The organism is Conyzicola nivalis (genome assembly GCF_014639655.1).
Classification (GTDB): domain Bacteria; phylum Actinomycetota; class Actinomycetes; order Actinomycetales; family Microbacteriaceae; genus Conyzicola; species Conyzicola nivalis.
In genome coordinates, this window is sequence record NZ_BMGB01000001.1 from 1361963 (window position 1) to 1377637 (window position 15675).

Consider the following 15675-nt stretch of genomic DNA (forward strand, 5'->3'; position numbering starts at 1 on the left):
GCGCCGGTTGTGGGTGCCGCAGTTTGCGCCATTCGGGGCACTTCAGCGGTCGAAGTGCCCCAAATGGCGCAACTCGATGCGCCCCCGCCACCCTTGGGCGGCCAGTCGACGGCCAAAGCGCTCCGCGAGCTCGACCGGGCGCCGGAACAGGTCATCTGCTGTCGCTTTGACGACCTTCCAGTCGTGGTCGACGAACCGCTCGTCGCGGCGGATGTCGTTACGAAACTGCGACTGCCCGCGGTGGTGGTCACCCTCGTACTGACCGACCGTTCGGTAGTCCGGCCAGGCGAGGTCGGGCATCCCGAGTTCTTGCCCGTCGTCGCCATAACACCGAGCATTCACCAGTGGCTCCGGCAGACCAGCGCGGCCGAGCAGCAGGCGCAACAACGATTCCGGCCGAGACACCGGGCCGTCGCGCACGAGGGGCAGAGCGGCCACGCGAGTCCGCTGCCCGGCCGTGCCCGCGCGCGAGGCCGTCGCCGCAGTCAACTCGTCGAAGTCGGCGAGCGGAAGAACGTTGAAGTAGGGATTGCCGGTCACGATCCAGTCCGCGACGGCCACGGTGTCGTCGACGCCCAGCTTTTGGGCAAGCTGGCACCACGCTACCGCCGGCGAAACCAGCGGAAGACCCGCGAATTCCACTATGTCGGCGGGAAGCAGGCGTGCGCGATGACCGAGCACCCCGCGGCCTGCCGGTGCGCGGCCCGGAGCGGGCGTTGTCACGTGCAGGTCGAACGGGGCGAGCGCTCCGAGCGGCAGCGGAAACGCGTACAACTCGGCAGCGGTCAGATGACTGAACGCGTTGCCCTCGCCCATGCGCGGCAGGTATGCACGGCAACGGTCTGCGAGCTGGGTCAGGTCGAGACCTATCGATCGCGTTCCGTGGAACGCCCGCTGCAGGTCGCTCGACCTCAGCCGGTCGCGCGTGACCCCGCGGGCGATCGCATCGCGTACTGCGAAAGGCTCCCGGCCCAGGGGCTCGGGAAGATCGGAGCGCTGCGGCATCCGGCCATTTTGGCTTCCCGACGCGCGTGCCACCCGAATCATCCACAGGTCGCCGCTATTTGCGCTGTTTGGGGCACTACGGCGGTCGAAGTGCCCCACTCGGCGCAACTCGGCGCGCCCGCCCGCTCGGCCGCACGGCGCAGCGCCCCGCGGCACCCCTAGAGTGTGAGCATGATGGCCGCCTCAGACCACCCCGCCCGATCGCCGCGAACAGGCACTGACGCGTGAGCGGCGCCAGCTCGGCCGCATCCTCGATCGATCTCTCGAAGCGAGACCTCACCCTCGACATCGCGCGCGTGTTCTGCGTGGTGCTCGTCGTGATCATCCACCTGTTGATGATCGGTGTCGGGTTCGACGAGGCGGGCGCGCTCGTCGTGAGCCGGCCCCTCGAAGAGCAGCCCTGGTTCGCCTACGCGACCTGGGCCGGCCAGATCATGCCCCTGTTCTTCGTGGTCGGCGGCTTCGCCAGCCTCACCGCGTGGCGCAGTCTGAACCGCCGCGGCGGCGGTGCGGCCCAATACGTGCGCAACCGGGTACTGCGCCTCGCCCAGCCCGCACTGCCGCTCTTCCTCTTCTACGTCGTCGTCATCGGCGGCGCCCGGCTGCTGGGCGTCGACCCCCAGCTGCTCGACGTCGTGATCGTCGGGGCGGGGCTTCCGCTCTGGTTCCTCGCCGCCTATGCGCTCTGTCAGGCGTTCGTTCCGTTGATGGCCGGATGGCACGCGAAGGCCCCGCGCGCGACCGTCGCGGTGCTGTTGCTGGGAGCAATCCTCGTCGACACCCTGCGCTACACGACGGGCATCACCGAGTTCGGTCTCATCAACCTGTTCTTCGTCTGGCTGCTGGTTCAACAGATCGGATTCTGGTACGCCGACGGCTGGTTCGCCGCCCGCTCGGCGTGGCAGCTCGCCCTCATCGCGATCGTCTCGTACGCCACGCTGGTCCCGTTCACCATGGTCGGCCCGTACAACGACGACATGCTCACGAACCTCAACCCGCCGACGCTGCCCCTCGTAGCCCTCGCACTCGCGCAGGCGTGCGTGCTGCGCCTCATCCGTCCCGCGCTCGCCGCGCTGATGAACACCCACGTCGCGCGGGCCGTCGTGTTCGTGATCGGCACCCGGCTCATGACCATCTACCTGTGGCACCTGCCGCTCATCATCGTGCTCAGCGGTGTCGCGCTGCTCATCCCCGGGGCGAGCCCGCCGCCCGGCAGCGAGTCGTGGTGGCTCACCCGCCCGGTGTTCTTCGTGATCGTGGCCGTCGCGCTGTTCGGTCTCTCGTTCCTCGTCGCCCGCTGGGAGGCACCGCGCGAGGTGGGTGACACCCCGCCCGGCTACATCGTGGGCATCGCCGCGGCGCTCACGTTCATCCCCGCCTTCTGCGTGATGCAGTGGTTCCTCGACTTCCCGCTGGCGGTTCTCGGCTCGCTCTGCCTCGGCGCCGCCGTCCTTTTGCTCGGCCGCTGGCCGGCCAGGGTGCGGGAGCGGGTGGACGCGTGACCCTCCCGCGCAGCACGCCGGAGGCCCAGGGCGTCTCCTCCGCCGCGATCGGCCGCTTCGTCGACGCCCTCGAGCGAAACCTGCACGACGTGCACAGCATGATGCTCGTGCGACACGGCCACGTGATCGCCGAGGGCTGGTGGGCGCCCTACCGCGCCGACCTGCCGCATTCGCTGTTCTCGATCAGCAAGAGTTTCGTCTCCACCGCCGTCGGCTTCGCGGTCGACGAGGGTCTGCTGTCCCTCGACGACCGCGTGGTCGCGCTGCTGCCCGACGACCTCCCCGAGGCCGTCGGCGACAACCTGGCCGCCATGCGCGTGCGTCACCTGCTGACGATGAAGTCGGGGCATTCCGTCGACACGGTGGACGCGACATCCGGACCCGATCAGAACTGGTCGAGGGCGATCCTCGCCCTCCCGGTCGAGCACACCCCCGGCGCGACCTTCGTCTACAACTCGGGCGCCACCTACCTGTTGTCGGCGATCCTGCAGCGCGTCACGGGCGGGCGCGTGCTCGACTACCTGACTCCGCGGCTGTTCGGGCCGCTCGCCATCGTCGGTGCGACGTGGGAGCAGTGCCCGCGCGGCATCGACGTGGGCGGCTGGGGTCTAAGCATCACGACCGAGGACATCGCCGTTTTCGGCGAGACCTACCTTCGCGACGGGACGTTCGAGGGACGGCAGGTCGTGCCCGCCGAGTGGGTGCGCGCGGCGACGACGGCCCAGGTGGAGAATGCGGAGTCGGCAACGGTCGAGGACAACGCCCAGGGCTACGGATTCCAGTTCTGGCGCAGCAGGCACAACACCTACCGGGCCGACGGCGCCTTCGGCCAGTGGTCGATCGCGATGCCCGAGCAGGACGCGCTGCTCGTCATCACCGGCGGGCTCGACGATCCGCACGCCCTGAACACGGTGTGGGACCACCTGTTGCCGGTTCTGGGCGGCGATGAGAGAGCTCCGGATGCGACCGGGGCGGCGGCGCTCGCCGACAGGCTCGGCACACTGTCGCTCGCCCTGCCCGACGGCGAGCCGCACTCCCCCACCGCGGCCCGGGTCTCGGGCGCCCGCTTCACCCTGCCGAGAAACTCGCTCGGGCTGCGCTCCGTGTCCCTCGACTTGGACGGCGGCGACGCGCGGCTCACCGTCGTCGACGGACGCGGCACCGACGTGATCGCCTGCACGGCCGGCGGGTGGACGCCGGGCGAGTCGGCGCTGCTCGCCGACGGTCCCGCACCCGTCGCGGCCGCCGGAGCGTGGGCCGACGACGACTCGTACGTCGTCACCCTCTTCCTCACGACGACGCCGTTCTCGCTGACCCTCGTGTTCGACTTCCGCGACGACGAGGTGACGCTCACGATCGAGCAGAACGTGTCATTCGGACCCACGCGCCTGCTGCACACCGTCGGGCGGCGCTGCTAGCGAGAATCCACTTGTGGACAGTGTCCACTTTGTGCCACTGTATTCGCATGTCCAATCAGGAATAAAGACTCCCTCAAACTCGCTGCACCCTCAGACGCACGATTACGCGTGAATTCGCACCGCGGCATCCGGGTACCGTCGCCCGCCCTCCACATCAGCCCTCTTGCAGGACAGGACACCCTTTTGTCAGAAACAATCACCGCTTCGGCGGCGCCCGACTCGGCCGCCGCGATCGAAGAGAAGCGCATCGGCGCTCGCAACACCCTCGCCATCACGATCCTGCTGGTATCGACCTTCGTCGTGATCCTCAACGAGACCATCATGAGCGTGGCACTGCCGCATCTCATGGAAGACCTCGAGATCACCGCCAGCGCGGCGCAGTGGCTGACCACCGCCTTCCTGCTCACGATGGCCGTCGTCATCCCGATCACCGGCTTCCTGCTGCAGCGCTTCAGCACGCGTGGGATCTTCATCACCGCGATGACCATCTTCAGCGTCGGCACCCTGATCGCCGCGATCGCCCCCGGCTTCGAGGTGCTGCTCGTCGCCCGCGTCGTGCAGGCCGTCGGTACCGCGATCATGATCCCGCTGCTGTTCACGACCGTGCTGACCCTCGTCCCCGAGCACAACCGCGGACGCATCATGGGCAACATCTCGATCGTCATCTCGGTGGCACCCGCCGTCGGCCCGACGATCTCCGGCCTCATCCTGAGCGTGCTCGACTGGCGCTGGATGTTCATCATCGTGCTGCCCATCGCCGTCGTCGCCCTGCTGCTCGGCGCGATGCGCATCCCGAACGTCTCCGAGACGCGCAAGACGCCGCTCGACGTGCTGTCAGTGATCCTCGCGGCGTTCGGCTTCGGCGGAATCGTCTTCGGCCTCAGCAACCTGGGCACGGCCGTCGGCGGCATCACCGCGGTCGAGGCGTGGGCGCCGCTCGCGATCGGCCTCGTCTCCCTCGCGCTGTTCATCGTGCGCCAGCTCGGCCTGCAGAAGCGGGACGTTGCGCTGCTCGACCTGCGCACCTTCAAGACGCGGTCGTTCTCGATCTCGATCGGCCTCGTGATGATCAGCATGATCTCGCTGTTCGGCACGCTCATCCTGCTGCCGCTCTACACGCAGGACGTGCTCGGCCTCGACACCCTGACCACCGGGCTGCTCCTGCTGCCCGGCGGTCTCATCATGGGTCTGCTCGCGCCGTTCGTCGGCCGCCTGTACGACCGCCAGGGTCCGACCGCGCTCGTGATCGCCGGTTCGGTCATCGTCAGCCTCGCGCTCTGGGGCATGACGATGCTCGGCGAGAACACCGAGATCTGGTGGGTGCTCGTGGCCCACGTCGGTCTCAGCATCGGCCTCGCGCTGCTGTTCACCCCGCTCTTCACCTCGGGGCTCGCCGGTCTCGCGCCCAAGATGTACTCGCACGGCAGCGCCATCCTCAGCACGGTGCAGCAGCTTGCCGGCGCCTCGGGCATCGCGTTGTTCATCACGGTGCTGTCGTCGCGCGCGGCGAACATGATGGCCGACGGCTCGACCGAGGTCGCGGCCACCGCCGCCGGCATCCACTCGGCCTTCATCTACGGCGCGATCATCTCGCTCGTCGCTATCCCGCTGGCGTTCTTCGTGCGCAAGCCGGCGTCGAACGGTGCGCAGGCGCCCGTCGGGCACTAGGCGCACATACGCTGATTGAGCCTGTCGAAATCCCTTGCGAGTTGCTCGCTCGGGGATTTCGACAGGCTCAATCGGCGTTAACGGCTACGACAGGTCGACGCGTCGCCCGAGCCCGAATTCCTCGGCCTCGTCGTCGGTGACCATCGCGTAGACGCCCGCGGGCACGCCGGGCAGGTCAGCGATGCGCGCTGCGATCGCCAGCAGTCGGTCTTCGGATGCCGCGTTGATGAGAAACACGTACACGTCGCCGAACTCGCCGCCGTCGTCGTAGAGGGCGGCCTCGCCGCGCTCGTCAAGTTCGGTGATGTAGTCCATGACCTCGTCGATCCACGGGAACGGGTCTTCACCCTCCGGCAGCCCGATCAGCGGGGTCAGCGGAACGTGGATCTCCACGACGGAATTCGAAATCTCGGAAATGGTGTCCTCCTGGGTACGGCTTCCAGCCTAGGCGCAGCGTGTGTCCGAGGTGTCGCGTAGCGTGAGGCGAATGGGCGCCATGAACGAACTGATCGATGCGGATGCCGTGGCCGGCCTCCGCGCGCGTCTCGCCTCCGCCGCGCCCGGCCTCGACTTCCCGGCTCTCGCCCACGTCGCCGCGGGTTTCGCCGACGCGTCGCTGCGCCAGCGCACCGATCTGGTGAGCGCCGCCCTGCTGGCCGACCTGCCGGCGGATTACCCCGGGGCGGCCGCCGTCTTCCGTTCCGCCCTCGCCGACCCGGCATTCGCCGGCTGGACCATCTGGCCCGTCGGCGAGACGGTCACCACCCTCGGCCTCGCGCAGCCGCAGCACTTCGCCGACGCGCTCGGGCTGCTCGCCGAGCTGACGCCCCGGCTCACCTCGGAGTTCCCGATCCGCCGCCTGCTCGACCACGACATCGACGCCGCGCTTCCCATCGTGCAGTCGTGGACCACGCACCCCGACCCGCACGTGCGCCGGCTCGCGAGCGAGGGCACCCGCGTGTTCCTGCCGTGGGCGATCCGCGTGCCGTCGCTGCACGCCCGCCCCGAGGCCACGGTGCCGATCCTCGACGCGCTGTACCGCGACGAGAGCGACTACGTGCGGCGGTCGGTCGCCAACCACCTCAACGATCTGGCCAGGCAGAACCCCGGACTCGTGGTCGAGGTGGCGTCGCGGTGGCTGGCCGCCCCCGACGAGAACACCGCCTGGGTCGTCAGGCACGGGCTGCGCACGCTCGTGAAGAAGGCGCACCCCGGCGCCCTCGGCCTGCTCGGGTTCGCGCCGGTCACGGTGAGCGTGAGCGACCCGGTGCTCGATTCGCCCGTGGTCACCCTGCCGGGCAACCTCGGTTTCCGGTTCATCCTGACCAACGACGGCGCGACGACCGAGCGCATGGCTGTCGACTACGTCGTGCACTTTATGAAGAGCAACGGGCGGCAGGCCGAGAAGGTGTTCAAACTCGCCGCGGCGACGCTCGCTCCAGGCGAGAGCGTGATCATCTCGAAGCGGCACGGGCTGCGGCAGATGACGACCCGCGTGCACTACGCCGGAACGCACACCCTCGAACTGCAGATCAACGGCGAGCGTCACACCCGCACCGACTTCGAGGTCGTGCTCTAGCTTTCGACGTCGCTCCGAGGCGTCGCCGGTCGGCGCGGCCTACGCTGAAGTCATGCCCCGCACCGTTCTCCGCTTCCACGGCCGCATCGCCGGATTCGGCACCGGATCGGGCGTGCGTCTCGTCGTCGGCATGTGGCCGCGGTCGCCGCTCGGCAGCTTCGCCGACGTCATGGTGGAGCGGGCCGACGGGCACCGCATCCTGCTCGCGCCGAGCGACGCCGTCGCCGAATTCGTCGGCGCGACCTACGTGTTCGACGAGGTGCGCATCGTGCCGGTGGCCTACTCGCGCATCGGCCGAGAGATCACCGTCACGGCCGGCCCGCTGAGCGCGCGGTTCACCGTGGGAACGATCTCGCCGCTCGGCCGGCTGTTGCGGCTCGTGCCGCGCGGCATCGCGACGCGTCCGGGATGGCTGCGGCTCATCGACCCGGTGGCGCGGGTGCTCGTACCCGGCGCCCGCACGGCGGGTTCGGCCGGTCAGGGTCGGCGCGAGTACTACGGCGTCACGTCGGCGCGCGCCATCACCGGAATCACCGCCACCTGGGACGGCGACGACCTCGGCGCCCTGGAACGGCTGCACCCGCCGGTGCGGTTCGGGTTCGGGTCGGCCCCCGCGTCGCCGCACATCGTCGAGGTCGTCACGACGATCGTCGAGCAGGGTTAGGCAGACTGAACCGGCCGGGCGGCGTTCGTGATTCAGGAGCAAAGCTCTGCGGCGCGCTGCACAGCCGCGCCATCACGCCCCTGAGCTCGGCGGCACTCCGAATCATCCGGAATCACGAACACTCCCCTTCGCAACTCAGGCAGAATCGCGGATGCCGCGGCTCGAGCCGCACGACGGCGGGCCCACATCGGCACCGCCCGCGCGTCCTGCCTGAGTTGCGAGAACCGGCCGAGCGGCTGCGGCTAGGAGGGCGTGACGCCGAACGCGCGCGCGAGCTTGTCGATCTTCTGCGCGCGGCCGAGGCGGGGAAGGTCGCTCCCGTCGCGGATGACACGGCCGCGGGCCTCGAAGTCGTCGAGGAAGTCGCGCGCCCAGCTCACATCGCTCTGCGTCGGACTGATGACCTCGTTGATCACCGGAGTCTGCTCGGGGTCGAGGCACAGCTTGCCGGTGAGCCCGAGGGCCACCGTCATCTGCGACTGCTCGCGCAGGATCGGATGGCTGCTGCCCACGGTCGGCCCGTCGATCGGTCCGGGCAGGTCGCCGATGCGGCTGGCCACGACCAGGCGCGACCGGGGATACGCCATGGCGAGGTTGTCGGCGCTCGTGCCGGTGTCGCGGCGGTAGTCACCGCTGCCGAACGCGAGCCGGAACGTTCCGCGGGCCCGCGCGATCGACACGGCCTCCTCGATGCCGAGCGCCGACTCGATCAGCGCGAGCACGGGCGTGTGGCCGCCGAGGCGGTCGAAGGTCTCGGTGACGTCGGCGGGCGACTCCGTCTTGGCCAGCATCACGCCGCGCAGGCCCGAGACGCCGGAGAGGGCGTCGACGTCGCCACTCCAGAAGTCGGTCGTGCGGTCGTTGATCCGCACCCAGCCGTCACCGCCGCCCGAGAGCCACTCGACGACGTCCTCGCGGGCCTTCGGCTTGAGCTTGGGGTCGACGGCGTCTTCGATATCGAGCACGATCTGGTCGGCGCGCGAAGCGAACGCCGAGTCGAACGTCTCGGTTCGGGTCGCCGACACGAGCAGCCACGAACGGGCGATTTCGGCGGGGATGGAGTCGCGGCGAGAAACGGAATCTGGGGCGTGAGGCGTCGTTGTCATCACCGCCAGAGTATCGTGCGTCGGCTAGGAAGGGCCCTTTCGTTCATTCTGGTAGTCGATCGTGGCGATCCTCCCGTCATAGCTGCCGACCCGCACGAGGCGCAGGTCGAGGTCGCTGGAACGAGCCGGGAAGGCCGAACGGCCGTGGCCGAGCACCTTCGGCAGCACGGCGAGGCGCACCGCGTCGACGAGACCCGCGGCGAAGAGGGTGTCGGTGAGGGTGAGACTCCCCCACACGATGAGGTCGCCCGGAAGGTCGCGCTTGAAGCGGCGCACGGCCTCCGCCGCGTCATCCGACACCACCATCGCCGGCGGATACTCGCCCCAAGGCGCCTCCTCGAGGGTCGTCGACACCACGATCTTGGGCAGCTCGTTGATGCGCTGCGCGAGGATCTCCTGATCCGAGTCGGACGTCGGCCAGAAGGTGGCGAACATGCGGTAGGTCGTGGCGCCGAGCAGGATCGCGTCGACGGTTTCGAGGCGGGAGAGGGTCTCGTTGTCGAGTTCGTCGGAGGGGCCGGAGCCGTCGAACAGCGTGAACTCCCCGCTCTCGTCGCCCGCGAAACCGTCGGCGCTCACGAACTGGTGCACGACCAGGTCGCCCATGGTCAGGCCGGAACCGCGTTCTTCGCCGCGTCGACGATCAGCTTCGCGACCGCGTCGGGGTGGCTGATCATCGCGACGTGCGAGCTCTCGATCTCGACGGCGATGCCGCCCGCCCGCTCGGCCATCGCGCGGTGGGCCTCCGGCGGGATCGTGCGGTCGTCGGCACCGATGAGGAACCAGCTGGGGATGGTCTTCCACGCCGGAACGCCGGACAGGGTGCCGAGCGTGTTGAGCGCCGCGGGACGTTGGGCCGCCGCCATGGCCGCGGCGTCCTCGTCGCTCAGGTCGTCGCAGAACAGCTCTTTGAAGTAGGCCGGGTCGATGTAGCCGTCGGCGTCGCCTTCGCCCGCTCCGGGGTAGGGGCGCACGAGGGTGTGCTCGCCGAGCGCGGCGGAGCCGCCGCCGAGGCCAAGCGCTTGCAGTACCGGTTCGCCCTCGTCGAGCGCGAAACCGCAGATATAGACGAGCGACACGACGTTCTCGACGTCGGTCGCGGCATTGGTGATCACCGCGCCGCCGTAGGAGTGCCCGACGAGCACGATCGGACCCTCGATCGTCGCGAGCACGGCGCGCACGTACTCCGCGTCGCCGTGCAGCGATCGCAGCGGGTTGGCGGGGGCCAGCGCGGTGTAGCCGTCGCGCTGCAGCTTCTTGATCACGCCCGTCCAGCCCGAGGCGTCGGCGAAAGCGCCGTGCACGAGAACGACGGTGGGCTTCGATTCAGAATTCACGGGTACCTCCGGGTCGCTTGCGGATGATGGCTCACAAAGTAGACCCCGGCCGGTGGCGAAGACAACATCTAGAAATGTGTCGATCGACCCCTGTCTGGCGCGTCATACAGGTGTCAGTATCAGTTCACCGAAGGGACACACAATGCAGTATTCGCTCCTCCTGCACGCACCGGAACCCGGCGACGTCGAGGTCAGTGCCGAACAGATGGCCGAGTTCCAGACGGCCTTCGACCTCTACGCACAATCGCTCGATTCGGCGGGCGTGCTCGTGTCGATCGACATCCTCCAGGGGTCGTCGGCGTCGACCACGGTCTCGGTGCGCGACGGTGCGCCGCAGATCCAGGATGGCCCGTTCGCCGCGACGAAAGAGCAGCTGGCGGGCACGTTCGTTATCGAGGTGCCCGATCTCGACGCGGCCATCGCCTGGGCCGAGAAGAACCCGGGCGCCCAGTACGGCGTGGTCGAGATCCGCCCGTCGGCCATCGCCTACCGCGACGGCGCGTGGCAGACGCCGGCCTGACCGCCGGGGCGCGGGCCGCGCAGGTGGCCCGCGCCTCCTACGGGCGGCTGCTCGCGATCCTCGCCGCCGAGACGGGCGACATCCCCCGGGCGGAGGACGCCCTGGCCGACGCTTTCGAACGCGCGCTCACTACGTGGCCGGCGGCGGGTATCCCGACGAACCCCGAGGGGTGGCTCGTCACCGTGGCCCGCAACCGGCACCGCGACGTGGTGAGATCGTCAGCCCACCGCACGTCGGCGCCCCTCGACGTCGACCCGGGCATGCTCGACCTCGTCGACCTCGACGCGATCCCCGACCGTCGCCTCGAGCTGATGTTCGTGTGCGCGCATCCGGCCATCGACGCGTCGATCCGCACCCCGCTCATGCTGCACACGGTGCTCGGGTTCGACGCGGCGTACGTCGCGCGGGCGTTTGCGGTGCCGGCGACCACGATGGCGCAGCGGCTCGTGCGGGCCAAGCGGCGCATCCGCACCGCGCGCGTTCCGTTCGTCGTTCCCGTTCTGCAGGACATGCCCGCCCGCCTGTCCTCTGTGCTCGAGGCCGTCTACGGCGCCTACGCGATCGACTGGCAGCTGGTGTCGGGCCCGACCGTGCGCGAGTCGCTCGCGGCCGAGGCGCTCTACCTCGCCACGACCCTCGCGGTGCTGCTCGACGACGAGCCCGAGGCGTTCGGGCTCGCAGCCCTCATCGCCTTCTCGCTCGCCCGCGTCGATGCGCGGGTTGCAGACGACGGATGCCTCGTGCCGCTCGCCGAACAGGACCGGGCGCTCTGGCGGCCCGAGCTAGTGCGCGACGGCGAGCGGCTGCTGCGCCGGGCGCACGCGCTCGGCCGCATCTCGCGCTTCCAACTGGAGGCCGCCATCCAGTCGGCGCACTGCGCGCCGGGCGAGCCGGACGCGGTGACGCTGCTCGCCCTGCACGACGCCCTCGTGCGCGTCTCGCCCACGCTCGGCGCGCGGGTGGCCCGGGCCGCCGTGCTCGCCGAGGTCCAGGGGCCGCGTGCGGGGCTGACCGCGCTGCACGACATCGATGGCGCGGACAGGTTTCAGCCGGCGTGGGCCACGCGGGCGCACCTGCTCGCCGCGAGCGGGGAGACGGATGCCGCGGCATCCGCCTATTCGAAGGCCATCTCGCTCACCACCGACGCTCCGTCGCGGCTGTACCTCGAACGTCGGGCCGCCGTGGTCAGGAGCGAGGCGACCCCGTAGGTTGAGGGCATGAGCAATCTCAGCAAGGGCGACCGGGTCAGTTGGAACACTCCGCAGGGCCGCACCCGCGGGCACGTGGTCGAGAAGAAGACCGAAGACTTCGACTTCGCCGGACAGCACTTCACCGCGACATCCGACGAACCGGCTTTCATCGTCGAATCCGAGAAGACCGGGGCGCAGGCGGCCCACAAGGGCTCGGCGCTGCGGAAGCTGAAGGCCTGATTGAATTGACGGGATGCTTACGCCAGAGATCCCGCCCGCCCGCTCCGTGATTTCGCCGGACGGCACCAATATCGCCACCTACGAGTTCGGTGACCCGGATGCGCCCACGGTATTCGCGGTGCACGGTTTCGCGTCGAGCGCGCTGCTGAACTGGCACTCCACCGGGTGGATCCGCGACCTCGTGCGCGCCGACTTCCACGTGATCGCGATCGACCAGCGCGGCCACGGCGCGAGCGACAAGCCGCACTCCCCCGCCGCGTACACGATGGCCGCGCTCGTCGACGACGTGCTCGCCGTGCTCGACACTTTTATGCTCGACGAGGTGGCCTACGTCGGCTACTCGCTCGGTGCCAGGGTCGGCTGGGAAGCGGCGCGCGAACTGCCCGAGCGCATCACGAAGGCGGTGCTGGGCGGCATCCCCGACGGCGACCCGCTCACGCGCTTCCAGGTCGACGCGGCCCGCGCGCACATCGAACGCGGCCACGTCGTGGAGGACCGCCTCACCGGCGCCTACCTGCAGATGGCGAGCGGCATCGAGGGCAACGACCTGCGCGCTCTCGTCGCCCTCGTCGAGGGCATGCGCGGCGGTCCGCAGCCGAGCGCCGACAACGCGCCCGACCAGCCGACGCTGTTCGCAACCGGCAGCGAAGACGGCATCCTGCCCAAGTCGCGCGCGCTGGCGATGGCTGCGGAGGGCGATTTCTTCGAGATCCCCGGACGCAACCACCTCAACGCGCCCACCTCGAGGGCCTTCCGCGATGCCGCCCTGGAGTTCCTGGCCGCGCCCCTCAAATGAGCCGCTTTCGGCGCAATAAGGCGGCCGCGGCGGGCTCATTCCGCCGGAATCGCCTCACCTATTAGCTCGCGCTCTCCTTCAACACCTCGTCGAGGTCGTACAGCGCGAACCACTTCTCGGCGGAGGCCCGCGCGGCCGGCGTGAGCACCGTGTACGGGCGAGGCTCTCGGCCGCGCTCGAGAACCATGCGCTCGAGGTAGTCGCGCACGAGCCAGACGTCGATCGGGTCGGCGGAGGTGACATCGAGCGCCGCGGATACCCGGTCGTCGTCCATGCCCAGGGTGCGCTGCAGATCGGCCTCGCTCAGCCCGGCCAGCTCGAGGTTGGCCCGCTGCTCTTCGCCGGTGGCTGCGCGTTCACGCTTGTTCAACGTCATGCCTTTATTCTCGTCGCGCGCAGGGCCATACTCGTGCGCATGCTGACTATCGGATCCATCGTCTGGGGCGTGCTCGATATCCCCCGCGCCGTCGACTTCTGGACCGCGGCGCTCGACTACCGCCCGCGCGAACAGCCCGAGGACGACTGGGCGACGCTCGTGCCGCGGCAGGGCCCTGGCACCCGGCTGTCATTGATGCTGGTCACCTCCGACAAGCCCGCGCGGCACCACATGGACATCTTCGCCGCTGACCAGGACGCCGAGGTCGACCGGCTCGTCGGCCTCGGCGCCCGCACCGTGGACTGGGACTACCCCGATCTCGCCGACTACGTCGTGCTCGAAGATCCCGACGGCAACCGGTTCTGCGTCGTGCAGAGCTGACAAAGATGTCGTGGCGCCGCACGAATAGATAGTGCTACTCTCTATTTATTCGCACCGCCCATGACATGAATCGAGTACAGCCATGACCGCATCCCCCACCCACGTTGTCCTCGGCGGCAACGGCGTCGTCGGACGGGAGACGGTTCGCGCCCTCCTCGAGCGCGGCGAGACGCCGGCCTCCTTCGGGCGGCGACCGTCGACCGTCGACGGCGCGCACCCGCTGATCGGCGACCTGCTCGACCGGGCGCACGTCAGCACCGCAATCCGAGGAGCCGAGGTCGCCTACCTCACCGCGGGCCTCCCCTACTCGGGTCGCGTCTGGGCGGAGCAATGGCCGGTCGTGGTCGGCAACATCGTCGACGCCGCGATCGAGCACGGCACGCACCTGGTGTACTTCGACAACGTCTACGCCTACGGCCGGGTCCACGGCCCGATGACCGAACATACCGCGATCGTCCCCGCGGGCAAGAAGGGGCGGGTGAGGGCGTCCGCGCTCGAGACGCTCGCCGAGGCATCCGACCGGGGCCTCATCGTCACCACCGTCCGCAGCGCCGATTTCTACGGGCCCGGGGCGTCGACGAGCGTGTTCAACTCGTTCGCGCTCGACAGAATCGCCAAGGGCAAGACGGCCACCTGGCTCTTCGACGCCGACCAGCCGCACTCGCTCACCCACACCCCCGACATCGGCGACGCGCTCGCGCTCGTCGGCACCGTGCCCGAAGCGCGCGGCGGCACCTGGCACGTTCCCACCGCGCCCGCGCTCACCGGCCGCGAGTACATCGAGCTCGCCGGCGGCCGCATCGGCGTGATGGGCGGCGCCACGATGCGCGTCGGCTCGCTGTTCAACTCCGCTGCGCGGGAGACGCTCGAGCTGGCGCACCAGTACACCGCTCCCTATATCTTCGACTCCACCGCGTTCGAGACGGCGTTCGGCGTGACCGCAACACCGGTCGCGCGGGGCATCGAGGCAACGCTCGCCGCGGCCCGGTCGACGCCGGAACGTGCACAATTGGCAGTATGACCGATCTCGCCGCCGTCGCGACCGAGCTCTACGCGCTGCTGCCGACCGAGTTCACGGCGGCACGCAACGAGCGGGCGAAGGGCGAGGGCGGCGAGCTCGGCGCCGAGATCAAGGCGCTGCCGAGACCGTCGGCCGCCGCCTGGGCCACGAGCCTGCTGGCGCGGGAGCGGCCCGACGATGTCGCGCAGCTGTTCGCGCTCGGTGACTCCCTGCGGAACGCCCAGGACGGCCTCGACCGCGCGACGCTCACCAAGCTCGGCTCGCAGCGGCGCGCACTGGTGACGGCCCTCGCAAAGCAGGCGGGATCCCTCGCGGCCGACGCGGGGCATCCGGTGAACGCCGCGGCCATCATCGATGTCGAACGCACGCTGCAAGCCGGCATGTCGGATGCTGCCGCTGCCGCGGCCGTGACATCCGGACGGTTGGTGCGCGCGCTCTCGGGCGACGGCCTCGAAGCCGTCGACCTCGACGACGCGGTGGCCGGTCCGCTGCCCGCGGCACGGGCGCGCACGAAGACGAAGGCCCCGGTCAAGAAGGCGCCGTCGAAGAAAAAGATCGAGGCCGCGGATGCCGCGGTCGCCACCGCACGGGCGGCCGCCGACGACGCCGAGCGCACGGCGCGCCAGGCGGGCAGCGCGAAGGAGTCGCTGACGCTCGAGCGCGAGGAACTGCGCGAGCACCTCGCCGACGTGGAGGGCGAACTCGCCGACGCGTCGCGGACGTTCGAGGCGGCGGAGCGCAAGCGCACCACGGCCGCGCGGGCACTGGAGAAGGCCGAGCGGGAGCGCGCGACGCTGGTTGACGACTAGTCGGAATCGTGGATTGAGCTTGTCGAAATCCCGCAGCGTCATTGCTCGCGGGGATTTCGACAA

The 15675-nt window shown here is 69.7% G+C and carries 18 protein-coding genes; 12 read left to right on the forward strand and 6 right to left on the reverse strand.

The window, feature by feature from the left end:
* Positions 1-42: 42 nt before the first annotated feature.
* Positions 43-1005 carry a putative endonuclease domain-containing protein gene (locus tag IEV96_RS06700; RefSeq protein WP_188509871.1) on the reverse strand — a complete coding sequence of 321 codons (963 nt, stop codon included), beginning with the start codon at positions 1003-1005 and terminating at the stop codon, positions 43-45.
* 224 nt (positions 1006-1229) lie between these two features.
* On the opposite strand from IEV96_RS06700, the gene IEV96_RS06705 reads away from it, so the two are divergent.
* The 3 genes from IEV96_RS06705 (at position 1230) to IEV96_RS06715 (ending at position 5593) form a co-directional block, all read left to right on the forward strand.
* Entirely contained in the window at positions 1230-2507 is a 1278-nt protein-coding gene (locus IEV96_RS06705; protein WP_188509872.1) for an acyltransferase family protein, read from the forward strand.
* A complete protein-coding gene (locus tag IEV96_RS06710; protein ID WP_229733107.1) occupies positions 2504-3925 on the forward strand; it encodes a serine hydrolase domain-containing protein in 1422 nt (473 codons plus the stop codon). The genes IEV96_RS06705 and IEV96_RS06710 overlap by 4 nt, the downstream gene beginning before the upstream one ends.
* Positions 3926-4108: 183 nt before the next feature.
* Positions 4109-5593: an MDR family MFS transporter gene (locus tag IEV96_RS06715; RefSeq protein WP_188509873.1), complete on the forward strand. Its 1485-nt coding sequence runs from the start codon at positions 4109-4111 to the stop codon at positions 5591-5593.
* An 84-nt stretch (positions 5594-5677) separates the two neighbouring features.
* Here IEV96_RS06715 and IEV96_RS06720 read toward each other — a convergent pair whose 3' ends face one another.
* Positions 5678-5986 (reverse strand): glutamyl-tRNA amidotransferase, encoded by a 309-nt coding sequence (locus IEV96_RS06720; protein ID WP_229733109.1) that lies wholly within the window; start codon positions 5984-5986, stop codon positions 5678-5680.
* 94 nt (positions 5987-6080) lie between these two features.
* Between IEV96_RS06720 and IEV96_RS06725 the strand changes: the two genes are divergently transcribed.
* A complete protein-coding gene (locus tag IEV96_RS06725; protein WP_188509874.1) occupies positions 6081-7172 on the forward strand; it encodes a DNA alkylation repair protein in 1092 nt (363 codons plus the stop codon).
* A gap of 52 nt (positions 7173-7224) precedes the next feature.
* Positions 7225-7836, forward strand: coding sequence for a hypothetical protein (locus tag IEV96_RS06730; RefSeq protein WP_188509875.1), 612 nt, complete (start codon positions 7225-7227; stop codon positions 7834-7836).
* A gap of 242 nt (positions 7837-8078) precedes the next feature.
* Here the strand turns inward: IEV96_RS06730 and IEV96_RS06735 are convergent, their stop codons facing one another.
* The 3 genes from IEV96_RS06735 to IEV96_RS06745 are packed head-to-tail and all read right to left on the reverse strand — an operon-like array spanning position 8079 to position 10279.
* Positions 8079-8942, reverse strand: a complete 864-nt coding sequence (locus IEV96_RS06735) for an HpcH/HpaI aldolase/citrate lyase family protein (RefSeq protein ID WP_188509876.1) — start codon at positions 8940-8942, stop codon at positions 8079-8081.
* 24 nt (positions 8943-8966) lie between these two features.
* Positions 8967-9548, reverse strand: coding sequence for a dihydrofolate reductase family protein (locus tag IEV96_RS06740; RefSeq protein ID WP_188509877.1), 582 nt, complete (start codon positions 9546-9548; stop codon positions 8967-8969).
* A gap of 2 nt (positions 9549-9550) precedes the next feature.
* Entirely contained in the window at positions 9551-10279 is a 729-nt protein-coding gene (locus IEV96_RS06745; protein ID WP_229733111.1) for an alpha/beta fold hydrolase, read from the reverse strand.
* 142 nt (positions 10280-10421) lie between these two features.
* Between IEV96_RS06745 and IEV96_RS06750 the strand changes: the two genes are divergently transcribed.
* The 4 genes from IEV96_RS06750 to IEV96_RS06765 are packed head-to-tail and all read left to right on the forward strand — an operon-like array spanning position 10422 to position 13025.
* A complete protein-coding gene (locus IEV96_RS06750) occupies positions 10422-10799 on the forward strand; it encodes a YciI family protein (protein WP_188509878.1) in 378 nt (125 codons plus the stop codon).
* Positions 10781-12007 carry an RNA polymerase sigma factor gene (locus IEV96_RS06755; RefSeq protein ID WP_229733113.1) on the forward strand — a complete coding sequence of 409 codons (1227 nt, stop codon included), beginning with the start codon at positions 10781-10783 and terminating at the stop codon, positions 12005-12007. The genes IEV96_RS06750 and IEV96_RS06755 overlap by 19 nt, the downstream gene beginning before the upstream one ends.
* A gap of 9 nt (positions 12008-12016) precedes the next feature.
* Entirely contained in the window at positions 12017-12229 is a 213-nt protein-coding gene (locus IEV96_RS06760) for a hypervirulence associated TUDOR domain-containing protein (RefSeq protein WP_188509879.1), read from the forward strand.
* A gap of 13 nt (positions 12230-12242) precedes the next feature.
* Positions 12243-13025 (forward strand): alpha/beta fold hydrolase, encoded by a 783-nt coding sequence (locus IEV96_RS06765; RefSeq protein ID WP_188509880.1) that lies wholly within the window; start codon positions 12243-12245, stop codon positions 13023-13025.
* A gap of 61 nt (positions 13026-13086) precedes the next feature.
* Here the strand turns inward: IEV96_RS06765 and IEV96_RS06770 are convergent, their stop codons facing one another.
* Positions 13087-13401 (reverse strand): DUF2316 family protein, encoded by a 315-nt coding sequence (locus IEV96_RS06770; protein ID WP_188509881.1) that lies wholly within the window; start codon positions 13399-13401, stop codon positions 13087-13089.
* A gap of 39 nt (positions 13402-13440) precedes the next feature.
* Here IEV96_RS06770 and IEV96_RS06775 point away from each other — a divergent pair, with 39 nt between their 5' ends.
* The 3 genes from IEV96_RS06775 to IEV96_RS06785 all read left to right on the forward strand — a co-directional run bounded on the left by IEV96_RS06775 (position 13441) and on the right by IEV96_RS06785 (position 15612).
* Entirely contained in the window at positions 13441-13782 is a 342-nt protein-coding gene (locus IEV96_RS06775) for a VOC family protein (RefSeq protein WP_188509882.1), read from the forward strand.
* Positions 13783-13864: 82 nt separating this feature from the next.
* Positions 13865-14803: an NAD-dependent epimerase/dehydratase family protein gene (locus tag IEV96_RS06780; RefSeq protein WP_188509883.1), complete on the forward strand. Its 939-nt coding sequence runs from the start codon at positions 13865-13867 to the stop codon at positions 14801-14803.
* A complete protein-coding gene (locus tag IEV96_RS06785) occupies positions 14800-15612 on the forward strand; it encodes a transposase (RefSeq protein ID WP_188509884.1) in 813 nt (270 codons plus the stop codon). The genes IEV96_RS06780 and IEV96_RS06785 overlap by 4 nt, the downstream gene beginning before the upstream one ends.
* The last annotated feature ends 63 nt before the right edge of the window (positions 15613-15675 follow it).